General features: G+C 52.5%; 17 protein-coding genes. 6 read left to right on the forward strand and 11 right to left on the reverse strand.

The window, feature by feature from the left end:
* Window positions 1-212 precede the first annotated feature (212 nt).
* Genes MKMG_RS06860 through MKMG_RS06875 form a run of 4 tightly spaced genes read right to left on the reverse strand, consistent with a single transcriptional unit; the run spans window position 213 to window position 2,419 of the window.
* The gene (locus tag MKMG_RS06860; RefSeq protein WP_165076832.1) at window positions 213-731 is read right to left on the reverse strand and encodes an NUDIX hydrolase; all 519 of its coding nucleotides are present in this window, start codon (window positions 729-731) and stop codon (window positions 213-215) included.
* Entirely contained in the window at window positions 728-1,399 is a 672-nt protein-coding gene (queC, locus tag MKMG_RS06865) for a 7-cyano-7-deazaguanine synthase QueC (RefSeq protein ID WP_165076833.1), read from the reverse strand. Before queC ends, MKMG_RS06860 begins: the two co-directional genes overlap by 4 nt.
* A 1-nt stretch (window position 1,400) precedes the next feature.
* Window positions 1,401-2,009, reverse strand: a complete 609-nt coding sequence (locus tag MKMG_RS06870; RefSeq protein ID WP_165076834.1) for a radical SAM protein — start codon at window positions 2,007-2,009, stop codon at window positions 1,401-1,403.
* A complete protein-coding gene (locus MKMG_RS06875) occupies window positions 2,006-2,419 on the reverse strand; it encodes a 6-carboxytetrahydropterin synthase (RefSeq protein WP_165076835.1) in 414 nt (137 codons plus the stop codon). Before MKMG_RS06875 ends, MKMG_RS06870 begins: the two co-directional genes overlap by 4 nt.
* A 372-nt stretch (window positions 2,420-2,791) precedes the next feature.
* Here MKMG_RS06875 and MKMG_RS06880 point away from each other — a divergent pair, with 372 nt between their 5' ends.
* The 5 genes from MKMG_RS06880 (at window position 2,792) to hxlB (ending at window position 8,082) form a co-directional block, all read left to right on the forward strand.
* Window positions 2,792-3,220, forward strand: a complete 429-nt coding sequence (locus tag MKMG_RS06880; RefSeq protein ID WP_165076836.1) for a 30S ribosomal protein S12 — start codon at window positions 2,792-2,794, stop codon at window positions 3,218-3,220.
* A gap of 5 nt (window positions 3,221-3,225) precedes the next feature.
* On the forward strand, window positions 3,226-3,870 hold the full coding sequence (locus tag MKMG_RS06885; RefSeq protein WP_165076838.1) for a 30S ribosomal protein S7: 645 nt from the start codon (window positions 3,226-3,228) through the stop codon (window positions 3,868-3,870).
* Between the two features lie 27 nt (window positions 3,871-3,897).
* Window positions 3,898-6,093 carry an elongation factor EF-2 gene (locus MKMG_RS06890; protein WP_165076839.1) on the forward strand — a complete coding sequence of 732 codons (2,196 nt, stop codon included), beginning with the start codon at window positions 3,898-3,900 and terminating at the stop codon, window positions 6,091-6,093.
* 110 nt (window positions 6,094-6,203) lie between these two features.
* A complete protein-coding gene (locus MKMG_RS06895; RefSeq protein WP_165076841.1) occupies window positions 6,204-7,385 on the forward strand; it encodes a PLP-dependent aminotransferase family protein in 1,182 nt (393 codons plus the stop codon).
* A 76-nt stretch (window positions 7,386-7,461) separates the two neighbouring features.
* Window positions 7,462-8,082: a 6-phospho-3-hexuloisomerase gene (gene hxlB / locus MKMG_RS06900; RefSeq protein WP_254059114.1), complete on the forward strand. Its 621-nt coding sequence runs from the start codon at window positions 7,462-7,464 to the stop codon at window positions 8,080-8,082.
* A gap of 1,460 nt (window positions 8,083-9,542) precedes the next feature.
* Here hxlB and MKMG_RS06905 read toward each other — a convergent pair.
* Window positions 9,543-10,583 (reverse strand): DUF4435 domain-containing protein, encoded by a 1,041-nt coding sequence (locus MKMG_RS06905; protein ID WP_165076842.1) that lies wholly within the window; start codon window positions 10,581-10,583, stop codon window positions 9,543-9,545.
* A complete protein-coding gene (locus tag MKMG_RS06910) occupies window positions 10,573-12,300 on the reverse strand; it encodes an AAA family ATPase (protein ID WP_165076844.1) in 1,728 nt (575 codons plus the stop codon). Before MKMG_RS06910 ends, MKMG_RS06905 begins: the two co-directional genes overlap by 11 nt.
* A 233-nt stretch (window positions 12,301-12,533) precedes the next feature.
* Here MKMG_RS06910 and MKMG_RS06915 point away from each other — a divergent pair, with 233 nt between their 5' ends.
* Window positions 12,534-13,346, forward strand: coding sequence for a DUF3344 domain-containing protein (locus MKMG_RS06915; protein WP_165076845.1), 813 nt, complete (start codon window positions 12,534-12,536; stop codon window positions 13,344-13,346).
* Window positions 13,347-13,512: 166 nt separating this feature from the next.
* Here MKMG_RS06915 and MKMG_RS06920 read toward each other — a convergent pair whose 3' ends face one another.
* The 5 genes from MKMG_RS06920 to MKMG_RS06940 all read right to left on the reverse strand — a co-directional run.
* A complete protein-coding gene (locus tag MKMG_RS06920) occupies window positions 13,513-14,301 on the reverse strand; it encodes an ABC transporter ATP-binding protein (protein WP_165076847.1) in 789 nt (262 codons plus the stop codon).
* Window positions 14,295-15,401 (reverse strand): iron ABC transporter permease, encoded by a 1,107-nt coding sequence (locus MKMG_RS06925; protein WP_165076848.1) that lies wholly within the window; start codon window positions 15,399-15,401, stop codon window positions 14,295-14,297. The genes MKMG_RS06920 and MKMG_RS06925 overlap by 7 nt, the downstream gene beginning before the upstream one ends.
* A complete protein-coding gene (locus MKMG_RS06930; protein ID WP_165076850.1) occupies window positions 15,402-16,667 on the reverse strand; it encodes an ABC transporter substrate-binding protein in 1,266 nt (421 codons plus the stop codon).
* Window positions 16,664-17,275: a hypothetical protein gene (locus tag MKMG_RS06935; protein WP_165076852.1), complete on the reverse strand. Its 612-nt coding sequence runs from the start codon at window positions 17,273-17,275 to the stop codon at window positions 16,664-16,666. Before MKMG_RS06935 ends, MKMG_RS06930 begins: the two co-directional genes overlap by 4 nt.
* 169 nt (window positions 17,276-17,444) lie before the next feature.
* Window positions 17,445-18,355 (reverse strand): transposase (locus MKMG_RS06940; protein ID WP_254059115.1); only part of this gene is annotated, 911 nt, incomplete at its 5' end.

The raw sequence follows: 18,355 nt of genomic DNA on the forward strand, positions 1-18,355 counted from the left end.
TACGTCAGAAATGAAATTACATGCTTCGTTGAATCGTTCCATTGTTTTTAACAAAGCATCGTGTTGTTCCTGGTCTGAAAGGAGTTTGACCTTCACAGTCAGTAGCATGGATACAGAGTCACTGGCCCTGTATATGCATATACCTTTCTGACGGCATTCCTCCCACGACTAAAGTCGTGGGCTTCCTGCCTGCTTTCTTCGTGACGCGGCCCTCATAAACCCGTCTGCCCACGGAAATGATGATAGGCGAGGCAGATGGTCTTTGCGTCAATGATACGCCCATCCAGGATCATCTCCTCCATCTCGCACAGGGAGACTTTCACCACCTCAATCTGTTCGTCCTCATCCATCCCATAGGCATCCGAAGGTGAGAGGCCGCGTGCCTCAAAGAGATATATCACCTCATCGGTGTATCCCGGTGCCGGGTATATTTTCCCCCGGTGGATAAGGGTCTCTGCTGCCATACCGGTCTCCTCAATTAATTCACGGTATGCTGTCTCTTCCGGCGTTTCGCCGGGGTCAATCGTACCTGCCGGGGCCTCATAGATCCACTCACCGACGGCAAAACGGTACTGCCGTTCGAGATAACAGAAATCCCCATCAATGGGCAGCATCGCAACCGCGTGGCCCGGATGGACGACACGCCGTTCCTTCACCGCACCGGACGGCAGGGTAACGGTCACCGTCTCCAGGGTGATCTTCTTTTTTCCGGGAACCGGCATGTCGCTCATTCCCGCACCTCATAGGGGATTGGGTCCTCAATTCCTGCCTCACGGAAGGCCGCCAGGCGGTAATGACAGGAGTCACAGGTGCCGCAGGCCGGTGCACCGGACCGGTAACACGACCAGGTGTCCCCATACGGCACCCCGAGGGCAAAACCCTGTTTCAGGATTTCTGTTTTGGACATCGTGACAAACGGTGCCATCAGTTTGATCTGCGTTGCATCAGCAGTCCCGGTATCGATCACCTGCTGGAATGCATCGATGAATTGGGGGCGACAGTCCGGGTAACCGGCATAATCCGATGCCTGCACGCCGATGAATACCGCCTCTGCCCCGCGGGCTTCCGCAAGCGAGGTGGCAATGGCAATGAGATTGGCATTCCGGAACGGCACATAGGTATTCGGGAGGCCTTCTTCAACCCCTGTATGATCCCCGATTGTCAGTGCATCATCCGTCAGGCTGGACCCCCCGATACTGCGGAGATAGTCCAGGTTCACAGTGAGAAACTCCTCTGCATCCAGGGATGCGGCGATTTTTCGGGCACAGTCATACTCTGCGTCTTCGGTCGGCTGGCCGTAGCGGAGGTGCAGGGCGATGATATGATATCCCATATCCCGTGCCACATAGGCAAGTGTGGAGGAGTCCATCCCGCCCGAGAGCAGGCAGACCGCTTTCATCTTATTTCACCCCGATGGATTTGTGCAGCTGCAGCTGAAAGCGTGCTTCAATTCCCTCTTCCAGAATAAAATCTGCAATCTCACGGTAATTCCCCCCCCAGACAGGTGAGATGAAGACGGTGCCTGCAATATCATGGGACTCAATTACCTTTTGTGCATACAGGCAGTCGGTGCGGTCCATGACGACAAACTTCACCGAATCCTCAGGCCGGAGATCGGCAAGCAGGGCAACGTCTGACTCCTCACCGGAAGACGGGCACTTGATGTCCATGCTCACCGTGGCGAATTCCTGCACATCCGTGAACGGGAGTGTGCCGTTCGTCTCGATTTCGATGCAGTAACCCGCATCCCGGAGGGCCACAAGAAGTGCTGTTAATTCCTCTTTCTGCAGCAGGGGTTCTCCACCGGTGATGATGACATAGCGGGGCATGCCTGCGGAGACTGCAGAGACTACCTCCCCTATGCTCATCCCGGTCCCGGCACCTTGTGACTCAGGGGTATCACACCAGGCACACTGGAGGTTGCACCCGGCACAGCGGATGAACGTGGCCGGAAGACCCTGCCTGAGACCTTCACCGGATATGGAAGAGAATATCTCGATGATGTTCATATGACATCAAAGGTGAGCTGGGCATAGCAGGATGTGGACTCCCAGACACGGATCTTTGTCACAGAGGCAGGGATGCCTTCCGCAGTGCAGGATTCATCTATCATCCCTGCAATGATGCGCGCAAGATTCTCTGATGTCGGGTCACCCTCTGTTGTAATGACCTCCTGGAAGGCAGAGAGACACTCAGCCATCGGGTCCTTGCGATTGAGGATGACCTCGTGATCAAACCGGTTCACCACCTGTTTGATACAGTTATAGTCCACAAGAATTTGTGACTCAGCGTCAACCTCTCCTGTGATCCAGACTTCAACGCGCCACTGGTGCCCGTGCAGGCGGTAGCACTTGCCGGTATAATTGAGGAGGCGATGACTTGCCTCAAAATATGCCTCCTTGTATATTGTCATGCTCATAGCTATGAAACAGCATGGGTGAGGATACTATATGATGACTGCCGTAGGGGTACCACCCCCATGGCAGACCGTCCGGCAGTGCACTGCGCCCGGCCCATATAGCGCGCACCACCAGGGCAGAGAGATACGCACCCACACGACAGTATTTATTAGTTACCCTGTGTAAATATATAGGCAGAAATCTGGTATATCAGGTGACAGCGGCGGGGATGGATGGGAGATCACCCAAATATCTCAGAAATCAAGAATTTCGGGGAATGCGGGCAGGGATTGATTCTACCCATCTCAGTCACAATAGAATATCAATTTCGAACACAAGCGTGAGCTGTAAGGTCATCCTGAGGCCCATGCTGAAAAACTGAGGTAAATTAAATGGGAAACGGGAAATTTGCAGCGCGGAAATGTAAACGCGTTGCCAAGGATAACAGGTGGCGCGACACCAACTATGCACGCCGCCAGCTCGGTCTCGACATTAAGTCAGACCCACTCGAAGGTGCACCGCAGGGCCGGGGCATTGTTCTTGAAAAGGTCGGAGTCGAGGCAAAACAGCCGAACTCAGCTATCCGGAAATGTGTCCGTGTTCAGCTGATCAAAAACGGCCGCCAGGTTACCGCATTTGCAGTCGGCGACGGTGCCATCAACTTCATCGATGAACACGATGAAGTCACCATCGAGGGCATCGGCGGTCGTCTCGGCCGTTCCAAGGGAGATATTCCTGGTGTCAGATACCAGGTCATTGAAGTAAACAATGTATGTCTCCGTGAAATGGTCACTGGCAAGAAGGAGAAACCGCGCAGGTGATCATCATGACAGAAGAAAATATTCAGGCAGATGTTGCTGTCGAAGAAGCAGTCGTGGACGCACCGGTTGAAGAGACACCGGTTACCCCCGGACACCTGCTCTTCAACAAGTGGGATCTCTCAGAAGTCGAGATCAAAGACCCGGGTCTGGTTCGCTACATCAGCACCCAGTCTATGATTGTGCCACACTCCTGCGGAAAGCTTGCAGGCACACAGTTTGCAAAGAGTCATATGCTCATCGTCGAGCGTCTGATTAACAAGCTCATGCAGACAGAGAAAAATACCGGCAAGAAAGAACTCACCACCCGCATCGTCAAGGATGCATTCGACATTGTCTACAAGAAGACAAAGAAGAACCCGGTGCAGATTCTCATTGATGCCCTGGCAAATGCAGGTCCCCGCGAGGAGACCGTCCGTCTGAAGTACGGTGGCATCAATGTCCCCAAGTCGGTCGATACCGCTCCCCAGCGCCGTGTTGACACCGGACTGATGTTCATTGCACGTGGCGTGAGCCAGGCATCCCACAAGAAGAAGAAACCGGCAGCAAATGTCCTTGCAGACGAACTCATTGCAGCAGCAAGCGGTGATGTCCGCTGCTACTCTGTCGGAAAGAAAGAAGAACGCGAACGTGTGGCAAAGTCTGCACGATAAAACCCAATATTTTTTTAGAGAATTATTATGACGCGAAGGCGAAAAATGGTCGAGCGGGTCACAACACTGATGAGTCAGCCGGAACAGATCCGGAACATCGGTATTGTCGCACACATTGACCACGGGAAAACGACCCTCTCTGACAATCTCCTTGCCGGAGCAGGGATGATCAGTGAAGAGATTGCCGGAAAGGCATGCTGGATGGACTCCGATGAGGAGGAACAGGCACGCGGTATCACTATCGATTCCTCAAACGTATCGATGGTTCACGAGTATGAGGGAAAAGAGTACCTCATCAACATGATTGATACCCCGGGTCACGTGGACTTCGGCGGTGACGTTACCCGTGCAATGCGTGCGGTTGACGGTGCTGTTGTGCTTGTAGACGCAGTTGAGGGCACGATGCCCCAGACAGAGACTGTCCTGCGCCAGGCCCTGAAGGAAGGAGTCAGACCCGTTCTCTTTATCAACAAAGTGGATCGCCTGATCAACGAACTGCTGGTCGATGAAGTCGAGATGCAGGTCCGCCTCGGAAAGGTCATTGACAAGGTGAATAAGCTCATCAAGGGCATGAGCGAAGAGGCCTACAAGAACGGCTGGAAACTCGATGCAGGAGAAGGTACCGTCGCATTCGGTTCCGCTCTCTACAACTGGGCAATCTCCATCCCGTACATGAAGACGAGCGGCGTCTCATTCAAGGACGTATATGACTGCTGTAAGGCAGGGGACATGAAGACACTCGCCAAATCAAGCCCTCTGTGTGAAGTTGTCCTTGATATGGTGGTAAACAAACTCCCTGACCCCCTCGATGCTCAGAAACGCCGTGTGCCGATCATCTGGCAGCACGGAGACAAGACGACCAAAGAAGGTCAGGCAATGCTCAACTGTGATCCTGAAGGCCCCGTCTGCCTGATGGTAACAGACATATCCTTTGACCCGCACGCAGGCGAGGTCGCCACCGGGCGTCTCTTCTCCGGCACCCTGAAGCGTGGAAACGAGTTGTATGTCATGGATACTGCAAAGAACGTCAACCGCCTCACCCAGGTTGGTATCTTCATGGGTGCAGAGCGTATTGAGGTCGAGTCACTGAATGCCGGAAATATCGCCGCTGTCACCGGCCTCAAAGACGCAATTGTCGGTTCCACTGTCTCATCCATGATGGAGATGCAGACCTTTGAGTCTCTCAAGCACTACTCAGAGCCTGTCATGACCGTTGCTGTTGAAGCAAAGAACATGAAGGATCTCCCGAAGCTTGTGACCGTGCTTCGCCAGGTCGGAAAGGAAGACCCGACCGTTCTCGTGAACATCGACGAGGAGACCGGAGAACACCTGATCTCCGGTATGGGAGAACTGCACCTTGAGATCATCACCCACCGTATCGCCCGTGATAAGGGTGTTGAGATTGTGACCACCCCGCCGATTGTGGTATACCGTGAGACGATCACCGGTAGCGTAGGCCCGATCGAAGGAAAGTCACCAAACCGCCACAACCGGTTCTATCTCGAGTTCGAGCCTCTCTCTGAAGAAGTCGTCCAGAAACTCAAAGACGGAGATATCACCATGAATCTCCCTGCACTGGAGCGCCGTGACGCACTCCTTGAAGCAGGCTTTGACAAGGACGAGGCAAAGAACCTGACTGCAATCCAGGGCACCAACATGTTCTTCGACATGACCAAGGGTATCCAGAATCTGAATGAAACCATGGAACTTGTCCTTGAAGCATGGCGTGAAGCACTCGCAGGTGGCCCTCTTGCAAATGAGCAGGTCCAGAATGTGAAGATCCGTCTTGTGGATGTAAAGCTCCACGAGGATGCCATTCACCGTGGCCCGGCACAGGTCATTCCTGCTGTCCGTGGTGCAGTGAAAGGCGGTCTTCTGATGGCCGGCATTTCACTCCTCGAGCCCATGCAGATTCTCCAGATCACCGTCCCACAGGACCACATGGGTGCAGCAACTGCCCAGATCCAGGGACGTCGTGGTCAGGTCTTTGACATGCAGTCCGAAGGTGACACCATCACCGTCATCGGAAAGGCACCGGTTGCAGAACTCTTCGGGTTCGCAGGCGATGTCAGGTCAGCAACAGAAGGACGTGCCATGTGGTCTACAGAATTCGCCGGATTCGAGACTGTGCCGGGTGGCATGCTCAAGGAAGTAGTAAAGGAGATCAGGAAGCGCAAAGGCCTCAAAGAGAATATTCCTGAACCTGCTGACTACCTCGCATAATCTTTTTTTTCTTAATTCCTCCCGGCAAAGACGGGATCGTTCTGCTGCACCTATCCGTATCGGATTGGTTTTAGTATCTCGCACGCAGACGGTATACGAGAGATACATCCATGAACTACCAGTTTGCACGCAGGCTTGACGCCGCCCCGGAATCATTCCTGGACCGGCTCTTTGCAGTATCACGTGACCCGGAAATCATCTCCTTTGCAGGCGGCCTGCCGATGACCTCCCTCATTGACGTGGCGGGTATCCGCGATGCCGCAGCAGCCGTCTTTGCAGACGAAGGAGAGGCGGCACTCCAGTATACGACGACCGACGGATACCTCCCCCTGCGGGAATATATTGCCAAACGCTATCGTTCCCGTCTGGGAATTCCCGCCACCGCAGATGAGATACGCATCACAAACGGATCCCAGCAGTGCCTGGATCTGACAGCAAAGATACTTGTGGATCCCTGCACCGTGGTCGGGATGGAACGGCCCGGTTATCTTGGAGCGATTGAGGCCTTCAGTTACTACCAGCCCCGTTTCAAAACCGTTGAGATCACCGAAGATGGACCGGACATGGCCGCCTTTTCCTCTCTCTGCCGGGAAGAAAGACCTGCATTCTTCTATGGCATACCAAATTTCCAGAACCCGTCCGGGACTGCATACACCGATGCCACCCGGAGAGAGTGTGCGGAATGCTGCCGGGAGACAGATACCATCTTCTACGAAGACGATGCCTTTGGCGAACTCGCATTCGACGGCAGACCGCGCATACCGGTAAAGGCCTACGCGCCGGAATGCGGAGTGATGAGCGGGTCATTTTCAAAGACCGTCTCACCCGGTATGCGCATCGGCTGGATCTATGCACCGGCTCCGGTCATTGAAAAATTTGATGCCGTCCGGCAGGCAGCAGACCTCCACCCGAATGCACTCTCACAGGCGGTGATCTACCGTTACCTCACCACCCATGACTATGAAGGCCATCTCGAACGGGTGCGGCGGGTCTACAAAAAGAACTGCCGGCAGATGTGCGATTTATTGGATGACCTGCTGCCGGACGTTACCCATACCACTCCGGAAGGAGGTATGTTCATGCTTGCCACCATGCCTGAAGGGAAGGACTCAATGGCCCTCTTCCAGGCATGCCTCAAAGAGCAGGTGGCAGTACTCCCCGGCGTGCCTTTTTATGCGGAAGGCGGCGGCCGCAATACCTTCCGCCTGAACTTCTCTGCTGCGACAGAAGAGGAGATAGAAAAAGGGATGAGGCAGTTAAAACAGGCATACCAGCGCTGCGGCACGAGATAGTATCCTCTTTTTAGCGGATGCAAAGATACCATAAAGATCATTTTCATATATCACAGCCAATATCTATGTGAAAAACATGGCAACGTCCTACAGTATTCAGGAATTAATGCGGATGATCGCCTCTGCAGCGGGTTCTGTCGCAGATACGGTATCCGACAAAGAAGGACAGCAGTTTATGCAGGCACTTCTGACCGCTCCCCGGATCTATGTCGCCGGCGCCGGGCGGTCCGGGCTGATTGCAAAGGCATTTGCAATGCGGCTGATGCATCTTGGTATGGAGAGTTATGTCGTCGGTGAGACGATTACACCGGCAATGCAGAACGGTGACCTGCTTGTTACCTTCTCCGGGTCTGGTGAGACGCATTCCATCACCGACATCTGTAAGACCGCCAAGGCAGTCGGCGGCACTCTCGCGTTGATCACGTCACGCAGGGATTCTGCCATGGCAGCGACAGCCGACCTGACGGTGATCCTCGACAGCCGGCAGTATGACGAAGAAGGGTTCCCCTCAGACTTTGCCATCCGGCAGATCACCGGTGAACACCGGTCAGGCGTGGCCTACAATCCGAAAGCCCCCACAGGCTCACTCTTTGAGACTGCGGCCATGATCTTCTCAGATGCCGTCATCCTTGAACTCATGGATCTGCGGCACACTGGTATCGATGACATTGAGGATAATTACTCTAATATCCAATAATATTTCTTTTTTGAAAACGGTGGCCGTCTCCTGCAGCTTGGAAATACTGTTCTCGCCATTCTGGAAAACATTCCGGCACAGGTGGTTAAATAACCGTTAAATCGCAGATCCTTCAGCCCTGTGCCCCGAAAATAATATCCACACAGAAGCCCGGAGCGGGCCGTTCTCAGCCGGGACATGCCATACATCCTCTGAAAATATCCGTCAACAGCGACCCCTTAATAGTCCGCGATACTCCATAATTTTCGCAAATAACCGGTATTATCGCCGTCATTTTCCGGCAGAAACCATACGCAGAAAATACGTTCGTTCTGCCCCCCGATTATCCCATAACATGGATCAAAAAGGGCGGGTGGCGGGTGAAAAACAACAGGGAAGAAAGAGAGGGGTGCCCGTTTCCCATATTCAGCCGGTGTTCTTTCACCTTTTCATACGGTTTCTTTGCTTATCATTTCGGGTCAATATGAGCATATCCCCCGTTTAAGACATTTACCGGGTCGTTTTGATGTGCATATCATATCCATCTCTTCGTTTTCACTCATTCCTGAATCACAGGGACACAGACCCACCCCTGCAAAATAATCAGACGTGCTGAATGTTCCCCCGAACACATGAAAATATCCCTTCCTATCTGTACATATATCTCTATATTGTACTTGTTGGGAAGAATTAACTCCAATACGGGATTTGCCCGAAGCCTCTTTGTTTTCATTTCGCGGGTGAAAACCGGGTGAATAAATGAAAAGATCTCCGGGCCGGGAAGAAAATAATGCAGAGACTGGCCCGCCACGGGCACCCCTGAAACCAGGCAGACAGGATGGGGCATACTGTGAGGCCGGTCCGTGTTATTACCTTTAAATCATCAGCAATATCAAAAGATAGTCAGATCAGGTGTAATCAACGATAGCGGTAATATGCTGGATACAGTCTTTTCCGACATCTTTTCCGACATCTTTTCCGACATCTTTTCCGACATCTTTTCCGAACCGGAAATATCAGTAGCCGTGTCTGCGTTCTTATCTGCGTCTCCCGGTCTGATGTCGGCGGCACTCTCGCGTAGATCCTGTCAAACAGGGATTCTGCCATGACAATGATCTACAATCCCCATCATTCCGTGAACGATTTCTGAAAAGCCCTACAAATACCCGCTAAATTACAGATCCTGAAACCCTGTGCCTTGAAAAATACATCCACACAGAAGCCCGGAGTGGGCCGTTCCCGGTCGGGAGATGCCATACATCCTCCGAAAATATCCAGAAATACAGGGCCCTTAATAGTCCATGATAATCCATATTTTTCACAAATAACCGGCATTACAACCGTATTTTTCCGGCAGAAACGATGACCAGAAAATACGTCTGTTCTGCCCCCCGATTCCCCAATACAGAGAGGGAAAAAGGGTGGGAGAAGGATGACAAACAACTGGGGGGAGTAAGAGAGAGTAGCTCCGTTTCAAATATTCAGACCGTTGTTTTTGACAACAACGCACGGTATATCTGAGGAGAGAAGATGCGTGACACACCCCTGCCAAACGTCCCCTCCTCCCAGTCACGAATCTGTATGCAAAGGTCAGTCTCTGCAAAGTACACCGCATGATAATTGCGCCGCAGGAGGCGTTCGAGATCACGGCCTCCTATCTGTTCACCGTCACGCGGGGAATAGCGCAGGTTGAGGTCACGTAAAAGGACACAGATCAGGTCATGTCCACGGCAGATATGCCATGGATATTCAAAATAATACCCGCCGGAGTCACGGACAATCCGTTCAAACACATCAATGAACTCCTCTCCCCGTTCTGCATTCTTCTCACGAATAACTTTTTTCAGGGCATCGGTATCACATTCAAGCGTCTCCGCACTGACAAAACGCGAGAATACGTCCCGTTTCTTGCAGTTGATGTGCTTAAACGTAATATTAAAACCGGCCTGATTGTTCACAAAGACTGCCAGACCCAGGTAGCGGGCGGCTCCTGCCAGTGCCATCCGCAGGTCTCCCTGACGCAGTGACCCATAGGCCTTCTGGGCAAATGTCTGCGGCAGTGAAATCCTCTCAAAGTGTTCAATGATATTCTCAAGGGCACCGGACGCAATGAGCATCGTCTCCAGATCATGGGTATCGGTCAGGAAGATATTCTTTCTCTCTTTCAACGAACAATCAAAGTGGGAATAATCACGGTCAATGATGCCGATGATACAGCGTTCACCCCTGGTGCTGCAATGCTCATCTCCGTCTGCAGTGGATTGTGCATTCCCCGCACATATTCCTTCCACAATATCACAGACATTCTCCTTTGAGTTTGCAATCCTGAGTATACAGGTGTCAGTGTTAAAACAACGGTCATATACCTCCAGGTCATAAGGCCCTTCAGTGATCACAAAGACTTTTCCACCCATACCAGGATAGGTCATCTCCATCATCTCAATCATGCCCTGGATTTCATCGGGGTCAGCCCATATATCCTCCAGGCGATACCCGGCAAACCGACGGTTCTTACCCTTCATCCGGATAGTTCCCCGATAAGTCAATGGTCTTGTCCCAGTGCGTGTGAATCAGCTGCGGAGAATGGGTGGCGAGAATGAAATCCGAACCCGTGATCTCGATGATACCCAGAATGGTGTCCAGGAACTGTCGCTGCCAGACCACATGCAGGGAGATTTCGGGTTCATCAATGAGTACCAGTGTGCCGGGATCAGTCTTGAAAATAAGGTCATAATACATCACCAGCTGATTCTGTTCGCCTGAGGAGAGTGCTTCCGGCGGTACTGGATCACGCCCCATAAACTTCAGAAGAAAACCGCTCTCGATGTCAACGGTAAGATCGATATTTAAAAAGAGCGTGTTGATGATCTCCTCCAGGAGATCGATCTTCTGTTTCAGTCCCCCGAATATCTGATATTTCTCTCGTGAATCAGCGACATACAGATAAATCGCTGTCCTGACACCCGGATCATCCGCAATTTTCCCGGGTGTAATCATCACATCCCCGTCATCAAGCCGGGTATACGGCAGAAATCCCAGAGTTTCAAACGATTCCCGCTCTTTCTGCAGGCAGCAGAGATCGGTCTCAATCTCTGCCGCTGAGGGGGTCAGGCCACCGTCTCCCAGTGCCTGCAGATAACGGGCAGGGTATGTAGCATCCAGCTCCTGTGCAATTGAGGCATAATCGGTGAGAAGTGCCTGAATACGCCGGATTACATCGTCTGCATACGCGAGGATCGTAAGTTCGTATGCTCCCTCATGATTACGGTCATACGAGGCCAGAAGATCACCGGAGTTGCCCTTCTTCCTGTTCCGGTCATGCCAGAGACGCTGGGCAGAGATATACTTCACCGGCACCGGTGGGATGATGCCCGCAAGTTTTGTTGATACCACTTCACTGTCATACTCTCCGTCTTTGAGCACAAAATGCCGCTCCTTTCCGTCCGCGCCATGCGTATAGGCAAATGATATGTCAATTCTCAGCGGAAACTGCGAACTCTGATGCTTTTCAATCAGAAGCGTGTCACGGACATCCGGCACAGGGCAGTCATCCCGGATAAACTCCAGTTCAGCGGATAAAAATGGCAGGGTCCGCAGTTCATCGACATTGCCCATAAAGACAGCCCGGAGTATCCGGAGAATGGTCGTCTTCCCGTAGCCGTTCGGGGCAGTGATAATAGAGAGGGAATCTTCCGGAAACAGAGAGATGTCATGGGTCAGTTCCCCGAAGAGGCCCCCAACCCGTATCCGGGAGAGATGAATGATATTGCTGCGCAGGGGAGTCCCCCGCGTGAGAGAGTCAACGAGATGGCCCAGCATCTCACCCCCTGATGTGACATGCTCAAGAGGCACCTCTACCCAGCTGCCGGTAAATGTCTGCCTGACGACATCAATGTACCCCCCGTAGTCCTCACGGTTGCCAAGGAATATGACAGAATCATATCCAAGGAGTCCATCATACTCGGCATTTTCACGGATGGTATCAAATTCGAGGCTGTATTCCCCGAATTCATCATTGCGATAATCGCGGACCTCATCATCCGGCAGGAGATATCCAAAGTTTGGCGAGAGAATCACCCAGTCCTTCGGGTAGTGGATACGGGCATACTGGGCACACCGACGGGCGAACCGACCGGTAAAGGCATCTGCCGCCCGCAGTGCATCCGGTGGATTCCTGCCGGGAACATCCCAGACCTTCTCCTTTCCCGCGGGAGTAACGAGGAGTGTCTTGAGTGACATAGATACCCGATATTCTACCCGAGGAGATATTAGGTTGTGCCCGGCGGGGTGGTGCAGGGAAAACAAAGAAAGAGACAGACAGTATCTCATCTGAGGGGAGTGCGATGCCCATTTTTGCCCGGTATGCGGACAGCACCGGATCTCAGGTGTGAAGAATGGTGCCCACCCAGCACCAGACTGTACGACAAATATGTACAATAATTCTAATATTGATGAAAAATTCAACTATACGTATGCACCTTCGCCAAATATTGTCAGTTTTTCTGGCCGCAGGATTCCTTGCATGCACCATTCCTGCGGTATCAGCACTCTATACATTTGAGGGAATACCACTCGAAGTGGCCGCACAGGGGGAAATAGAAGGCGATCTTCTGACATTCGGCACATACGGACTCTCTGAACCACCGGTTGAGGTGACATTCACCCTCCCGTCAGATCCTGCCTGGGCACGGATATACACTGCGGTATGGGGCGGGACAGAACAGTATTCGGGCTGGACAGAGATCTCGGCCAATAATATCAAAAAAACAAGATACACCCTCTACGGGGATGAAGACGTGCAGGAGAATGTTTATTCATCAAGCCACGGGACATACCTTATCGCCTCTGATGCAGGGGACGTCCTCCGCGAGGGAAAAAATACTGTCCGTGTCACAACAAGCAGGGGAGAGGAGGGGAACTCCCTTGACGGGCGGGTATATGCTGTAATGGTAGTCGCGGCAGTCGCCACAGGTGACGGCCATGTCACGCAGTACTGGGTAGCTGAAGGAAATGAGAACCTGCACGGCGAGGGATGGGCCGGCACCAACCCAACACGAAAGGACGCTACATCCTGTAGATTTACCCACTCCCGTGCAGGCGGAATTACCGGGGCCTCCCTCACCACCCCATGCAGCCATGCATGCACGAGCCCCAAAGGCGCACTGGTGAACACATATTACACGTATAACCCGTCAGAGGGAAGATATGATCCGGTGACAGACTTTGTTCCCGGCAGGGGATACTGGGTCTCTGCCCTGCAGGACTGCCAGCTGATCCTTGAATAACTTCTATCTCTTTTTTGGCAATGGTGGCAGAACATTCTGGCCAATATCGTTCCGACCCTATATTTCTCCCAATAAAGAACGCCCAGATTCCCAAAGGGGATTACTCCCCATAATGAATATCCAAATTACAAAAAGAGAGGAAAGTTCCGGCCCGTCAGAGGACTTGTTACTCTTCAGTGCGGCCGCGTGAAACCGGGCGCACGGGAATGATATAGGGGCAGTCTCCGTCACGGTAAATCCGGGCTTCGATGCCATACACCTGTTCGATGACATCCTCCCTGAGCACCTCATCCGGGGTCCCGAATCCATACAGGGCCCCCTCTTTAAACATGACAATCCGGTCACAGTAACGTGCCGCGAGGTTGAGGTCATGCAGGGAGATCAGAACCGTGATATTCTTCTCTACCGCAAGGTTCCGTGCCACCTCCATCACCTCCATCTGGTGCCTGACATCAAGACTGCTTGTGGGTTCGTCCATCAGAATGATGGGAGTCTCCTGGACAATAGCACGTGCAATCATCACCCGCTGACGTTCCCCCACGGAGAGTTCTTTTATCTTCCGGAAGGCAAAGTCCTCGACACCCAGCATCTTCATCGCATGATAGACCTTCTCCTCATCCTCCGGGCCGGTCTGCCAGTTCAGGTAGGGACGCCTGCCCATCATAATCGTTTCAAAGACCACTGATGAGAGGCCTTCCGGAAAGGACTGCGGCACATAGGCAATCCTCCGGGCAATCTCCATCCGGTGCAGGGATGAGATGGGATCACCAAAGACCCGGACCTCACCCTGCGGATGCAGGATGCCGTCGATACATTTGATCATCGTGGTCTTCCCTGAACCGTTTGGCCCTACCAGCCCCAGCACCTCACCCTCTGCTGCCTCAAAGGAGATACCGGAGAATACCGGCTTCTTCCGGTATGTGTAGGAGAGGTCGTTGACCGATACCACTACCATCCGGTATCACCCCGTCTTAAGAATAAATACAGGAAGAACGGCACACCCAGAAACGCTGTCATAATCCCCACCGGGATCACTGATGGATATATCAGGGTCCGGCAGAGGTTGTCTGCGCCGAGGAGAATCGCAGCGCCGACGAGGCCTGACGCCGGCACCAGCCACCGGTGGTCATTACCGATTGCCATGCGGGTGATATGCGGGGCAACAAGCCCGATAAACCCGATGGTTCCGGTGAATGCGATGATCACCGCAGTGATAACAGACGAGATCATCATGAAGACGGTCATCGTACGCTCAACCGGCACCCCGATGCTCTTTGCTATCTCATCACCCTCGGCGAGTGCATTCAGATCCCAGGCCCGCATGATGACATAGGGAGTCAGTATCGCGATGACTGCTGTGACAATGAAAAGTTTCGGCCAGGTGGTCCCTTCGAGGGAGCCAAACATCCAGTAGACCACCGCTGCTGCCTGATCCGATGACCCGAAGTACTGGATAAGAGAGGTGATGGCCGAGAAGAGGTACATGATGGCAATACCTGCGAGAATGAGAGATGAGGAATTCAGACCTTTGTGCCTTGCCATGCTGTAAATGATGAACGAGGCCATCATCGCAAAGGCAAACGCCATCAGCACCACGAGCAGGTTCCCGCTCACCAGTGTAACACCTGCGAAGAGAATGATTGCTACCGAGGCACCGCATGACGCAGCAGATGATATACCCAGAGTGAATGGACTTGCCAGGGGATTTCTCAGTATTCCCTGCATGATAGTACCTGCAATGGCCAGCCCGAATCCGGCGACGAGGGCAAAGAGGATCCGGTGGAGCCGGATATCCCATATGACAATCTCCGGGGTGTCAGATACAGTCTCTGCCCAACTGCCGGTGAGAATCCATGAAATCAGTCCTGACAACCTCGGCATGAAGCCCTTCCAGAGGGCACTGTAGGAGTCCATTATTGAGAGGTTTCCCGACCCGAGCGTGATACCAACCATTGCGAGCACGATGAGCAGTGCCACGGCCACCAGAAAAAACGAGAGACGTTTCGTTTTGATACGGGAATATTCACGGGTAAAGTCTTCAATTGTTAATGCCATTCATCCATCCAGACTATGTGCTGCAGGGTAGACAAAGACCCCGTGCGAAGTGACATCGTACATGCTGTGCTGATAGGTGGTGAGATATTCCTGATGGACTTCCTCAGGGTTCACATCGGCAAATACATCCGGGTAGAACCATGTGGCGAGGTAGAGAATACCGATGAAATGTTTCGGACCACCAAATACATCGGTGTCAATGATATGGACACGCCCATCTTTGACCGCCTGAATGGTCTTCCAACCGGGCCTTTTGATGAGGCTGCCATACAGTTCAGTGGTCTTTGAAGAGTCATCATCCTCATACCCGCCGAAGTCAAGCTTGCCATTCCCCTGCAGTTTGACGACAACGGCGGGGTTGCCGAAGAGCACAGACTCAGGGTTGACCACCGGGTATGCAGGTGTGGCGTTCCCGAAGATATTCTGCCCGCCTGCGATGATGATCTTATCATGATAGCCGGAACCTTTTGCACAGCTCTTGAAATCATCCGAACTCTCAAAGTATACCGGCACCCGCTCTTCATCCGGTATTGCTGCAACCCTGCCGGTGACGGTATCCATCTGCCGGGTGTAGAAGGCAGCAAAGCGGGTCCCCTCGTCTTCCCGGTCAACCACTGCTGCAAGAAGCCCTACTTCTTTTGCGTAGGTGTCAGGTTCAAAGAGGTCATAGCGCAGCACGTGCACTGCGGGGTTCATGGACTGAATCGTCTCCTGAATTTCGTCACCTTTGCTGTCCATGAAATCCGCATAGATGAACACTGCGTCAGGGGAGAGAGATATTATCTGTTCGTAATCCGGCGACCAGACACTGCCGACGTTCGGCATCCCGGCATATTCAGGGAAAAATACCGGGTCATCCAGGATGTATTTTCCGACACCGACAACGTTGGTGCTGTCATATCCAAGTGAGCGCATCGTCTCTGCAGCCTCTCCGTTCATCACAACGGCACGGCGTATGGGCCGTGTCAGGGTAACTGCCTGCCCGGAGGAGTCCAGAACGGTCTTTGCGGTTTTATTCCAGTATGTATAGACATAGGCGCCATCGACAAGGTCTCCGTACTGACCCGCATCAGCACCCATCCCGGTGTGTTTCTTTTCCAGATAATCAAGGACAGAAACAGCCAGCTCATCACTGCTGATGAGAGCATCCCCATTCGCATCCAGTGGCAGGGTACCTGTGCCCGCAGCAGATACCGGTCCTGCTGCAACCATCCCAAGAATGAGAAGCACAAGCCACGCACACTGATATCTTCTAGGCGTTTTCATCGTGAATCCCCTCCTCTCCCGCCGGCATACGCTCCGGCAGCGGCAAGTGACACCATCACCGTGAATAGCGTGCAGGCAAAGGGACTCTGCTGTACAGGTGTTGATGATGGATTCCCGACACTCCCGGTGCTGGTTTCACCTGGACTGAGGACTGACACCACTCCCGTATCTGAGACGGATATCCCTGCTTCTCCGGAAAGACCATCCGTGAACATCTCCCACGAAAGAGAGAGCGTGCCTGCCTGAAGGTCTGCGCATCTGATGTGCAGGGAACAGCTACCCTCATCGATGAGAGCGCAGGCAAGGGTGGTGCCGTTCAGCCGGTAGTGGCTCCCAGGAAGTGTGGTGCTGACGATGCTGACGGGGCCGGGAAAAGTTCCGAAGACGCCTGCAGGCCCGCCATCTGCACCGTCGCAGGAGAGAATGTATTCGTCCTCCACGCCTGTGACCGGTTCCAGACTGAACAAAACACCGGACTCCGCACCACCGGCAGCGGCAGCAGTGCCGGCACAGGTGATGAGTACGGTGAAGAAAATGACTGATATGATGCCCCTGAATTTCATGTAGTAGTAATGGGTGGATTTCTGTTTAATAAAAGAGTTACTCATTGTAATACGAAATGCTATGATAAAATATTTTATAGCACCACAACCGGTATCCGGAGTTCGTCGGGTGTTCCCGGACCCGCCCATAAGAATGCCCCCATGTTGATACCTCTGTCCGGAACACCAACAGCATTTCGTTCCACTGATCATCCCGATTTTCGGTTATAGTGAACTACCACGCCCTAAATGGCGTGGCTTCCTGCTTCATTGACAACACTTGCATCACAGAAACGTGATGTAGAGGCATTGTCTCCACAGGCTCAAAGGGCTGTTCCATCCCCGTGCGGTGAATGTTCACCGCTGCATTGTAATCCCGATCAGCGACAAATCCGCAATCCGGACATTCGTGGACTCTATCGGATAGTGTCTTTTTAACGATGGTTCCACAATTCGAGCACATTTGTGATGTGTTTCGGGGGTTGACTTTGATGAGTTTCGTACCGGCACTTTCAGCCTTGTACGAGAGATAAAAATAGAATTTTCCCCATGACACACTGTGGATACTCCTGTGCAGTCCCTTGCTGTTGCCTTTCTCCTTCAGACCCTTGATATCCAGTTTTTCAACACAAACCGCAGCGTATGTATTGACATACTGGCGAGAAAGTTTGTGCAGAAAATCATTCTTCTGGTTGAAGATGCGTTCATATGCCTTATTCAGCCTGCTCTTTGCTTTCTTCCAGTTTTTTGAGAACCGTTTCTTTCTTGCGACACTCTGCTGTAATTTTTTGATCCTGTCCAGAGAATGTTCATAGAATCGAGGATTCTCGACCACCCTGCCGTCGCTATCGGTGACGAACGAGTTCAGCCCGACATCAATACCGACAGACCTGCCACATATCTTCGGCTCAGAAACTTCGTGTTCAGCCTGTATGGTCACATACCATTTGTCACCAGAACGGGTGATCAGGATACCTTTCACCTTTCCGACATATGGCCTGTGCATCTTAACACGGACTGTGCCGATCTTCGAGAACGAGATGGTGCTATGTTCTCTGTCGATCCTGAATCCGTCGAATAGGGACGCAAGATTGCTCCTGCGCCCCCTTCTAAGAACGTACCGTGCGACTTTCACCGCAGTACGCT

The organism is Methanogenium sp. MK-MG, from assembly GCF_009914725.1.
Taxonomy (GTDB): Archaea; Halobacteriota; Methanomicrobia; order Methanomicrobiales; family Methanomicrobiaceae; genus Methanogenium.

Coding starts and splice junctions, on each gene's coding strand:
- MKMG_RS06925 (WP_165076848.1), bottom strand. CDS start 15,401: ATGGCATTAACAATTGAAGACTTTACCCGTGAATATTCCCGTATCAAA.
- MKMG_RS06910 (WP_165076844.1), bottom strand. CDS start 12,300: ATGTCACTCAAGACACTCCTCGTTACTCCCGCGGGAAAGGAGAAGGTC.
- queC (WP_165076833.1), bottom strand. CDS start 1,399: ATGAAAGCGGTCTGCCTGCTCTCGGGCGGGATGGACTCCTCCACACTT.
- MKMG_RS06885 (WP_165076838.1), top strand. CDS start 3,226: ATGACAGAAGAAAATATTCAGGCAGATGTTGCTGTCGAAGAAGCAGTC.
- MKMG_RS06935 (WP_165076852.1), bottom strand. CDS start 17,275: ATGAGTAACTCTTTTATTAAACAGAAATCCACCCATTACTACTACATG.
- MKMG_RS06875 (WP_165076835.1), bottom strand. CDS start 2,419: ATGAGCATGACAATATACAAGGAGGCATATTTTGAGGCAAGTCATCGC.
- MKMG_RS06895 (WP_165076841.1), top strand. CDS start 6,204: ATGAACTACCAGTTTGCACGCAGGCTTGACGCCGCCCCGGAATCATTC.
- MKMG_RS06860 (WP_165076832.1), bottom strand. CDS start 731: ATGAGCGACATGCCGGTTCCCGGAAAAAAGAAGATCACCCTGGAGACG.
- MKMG_RS06870 (WP_165076834.1), bottom strand. CDS start 2,009: ATGAACATCATCGAGATATTCTCTTCCATATCCGGTGAAGGTCTCAGG.
- MKMG_RS06890 (WP_165076839.1), top strand. CDS start 3,898: ATGACGCGAAGGCGAAAAATGGTCGAGCGGGTCACAACACTGATGAGT.
- hxlB (WP_254059114.1), top strand. CDS start 7,462: ATGGCAACGTCCTACAGTATTCAGGAATTAATGCGGATGATCGCCTCT.
- MKMG_RS06920 (WP_165076847.1), bottom strand. CDS start 14,301: ATGGTAGTGGTATCGGTCAACGACCTCTCCTACACATACCGGAAGAAG.
- MKMG_RS06915 (WP_165076845.1), top strand. CDS start 12,534: ATGCACCTTCGCCAAATATTGTCAGTTTTTCTGGCCGCAGGATTCCTT.
- MKMG_RS06905 (WP_165076842.1), bottom strand. CDS start 10,583: ATGAAGGGTAAGAACCGTCGGTTTGCCGGGTATCGCCTGGAGGATATA.
- MKMG_RS06930 (WP_165076850.1), bottom strand. CDS start 16,667: ATGAAAACGCCTAGAAGATATCAGTGTGCGTGGCTTGTGCTTCTCATT.
- MKMG_RS06880 (WP_165076836.1), top strand. CDS start 2,792: ATGGGAAACGGGAAATTTGCAGCGCGGAAATGTAAACGCGTTGCCAAG.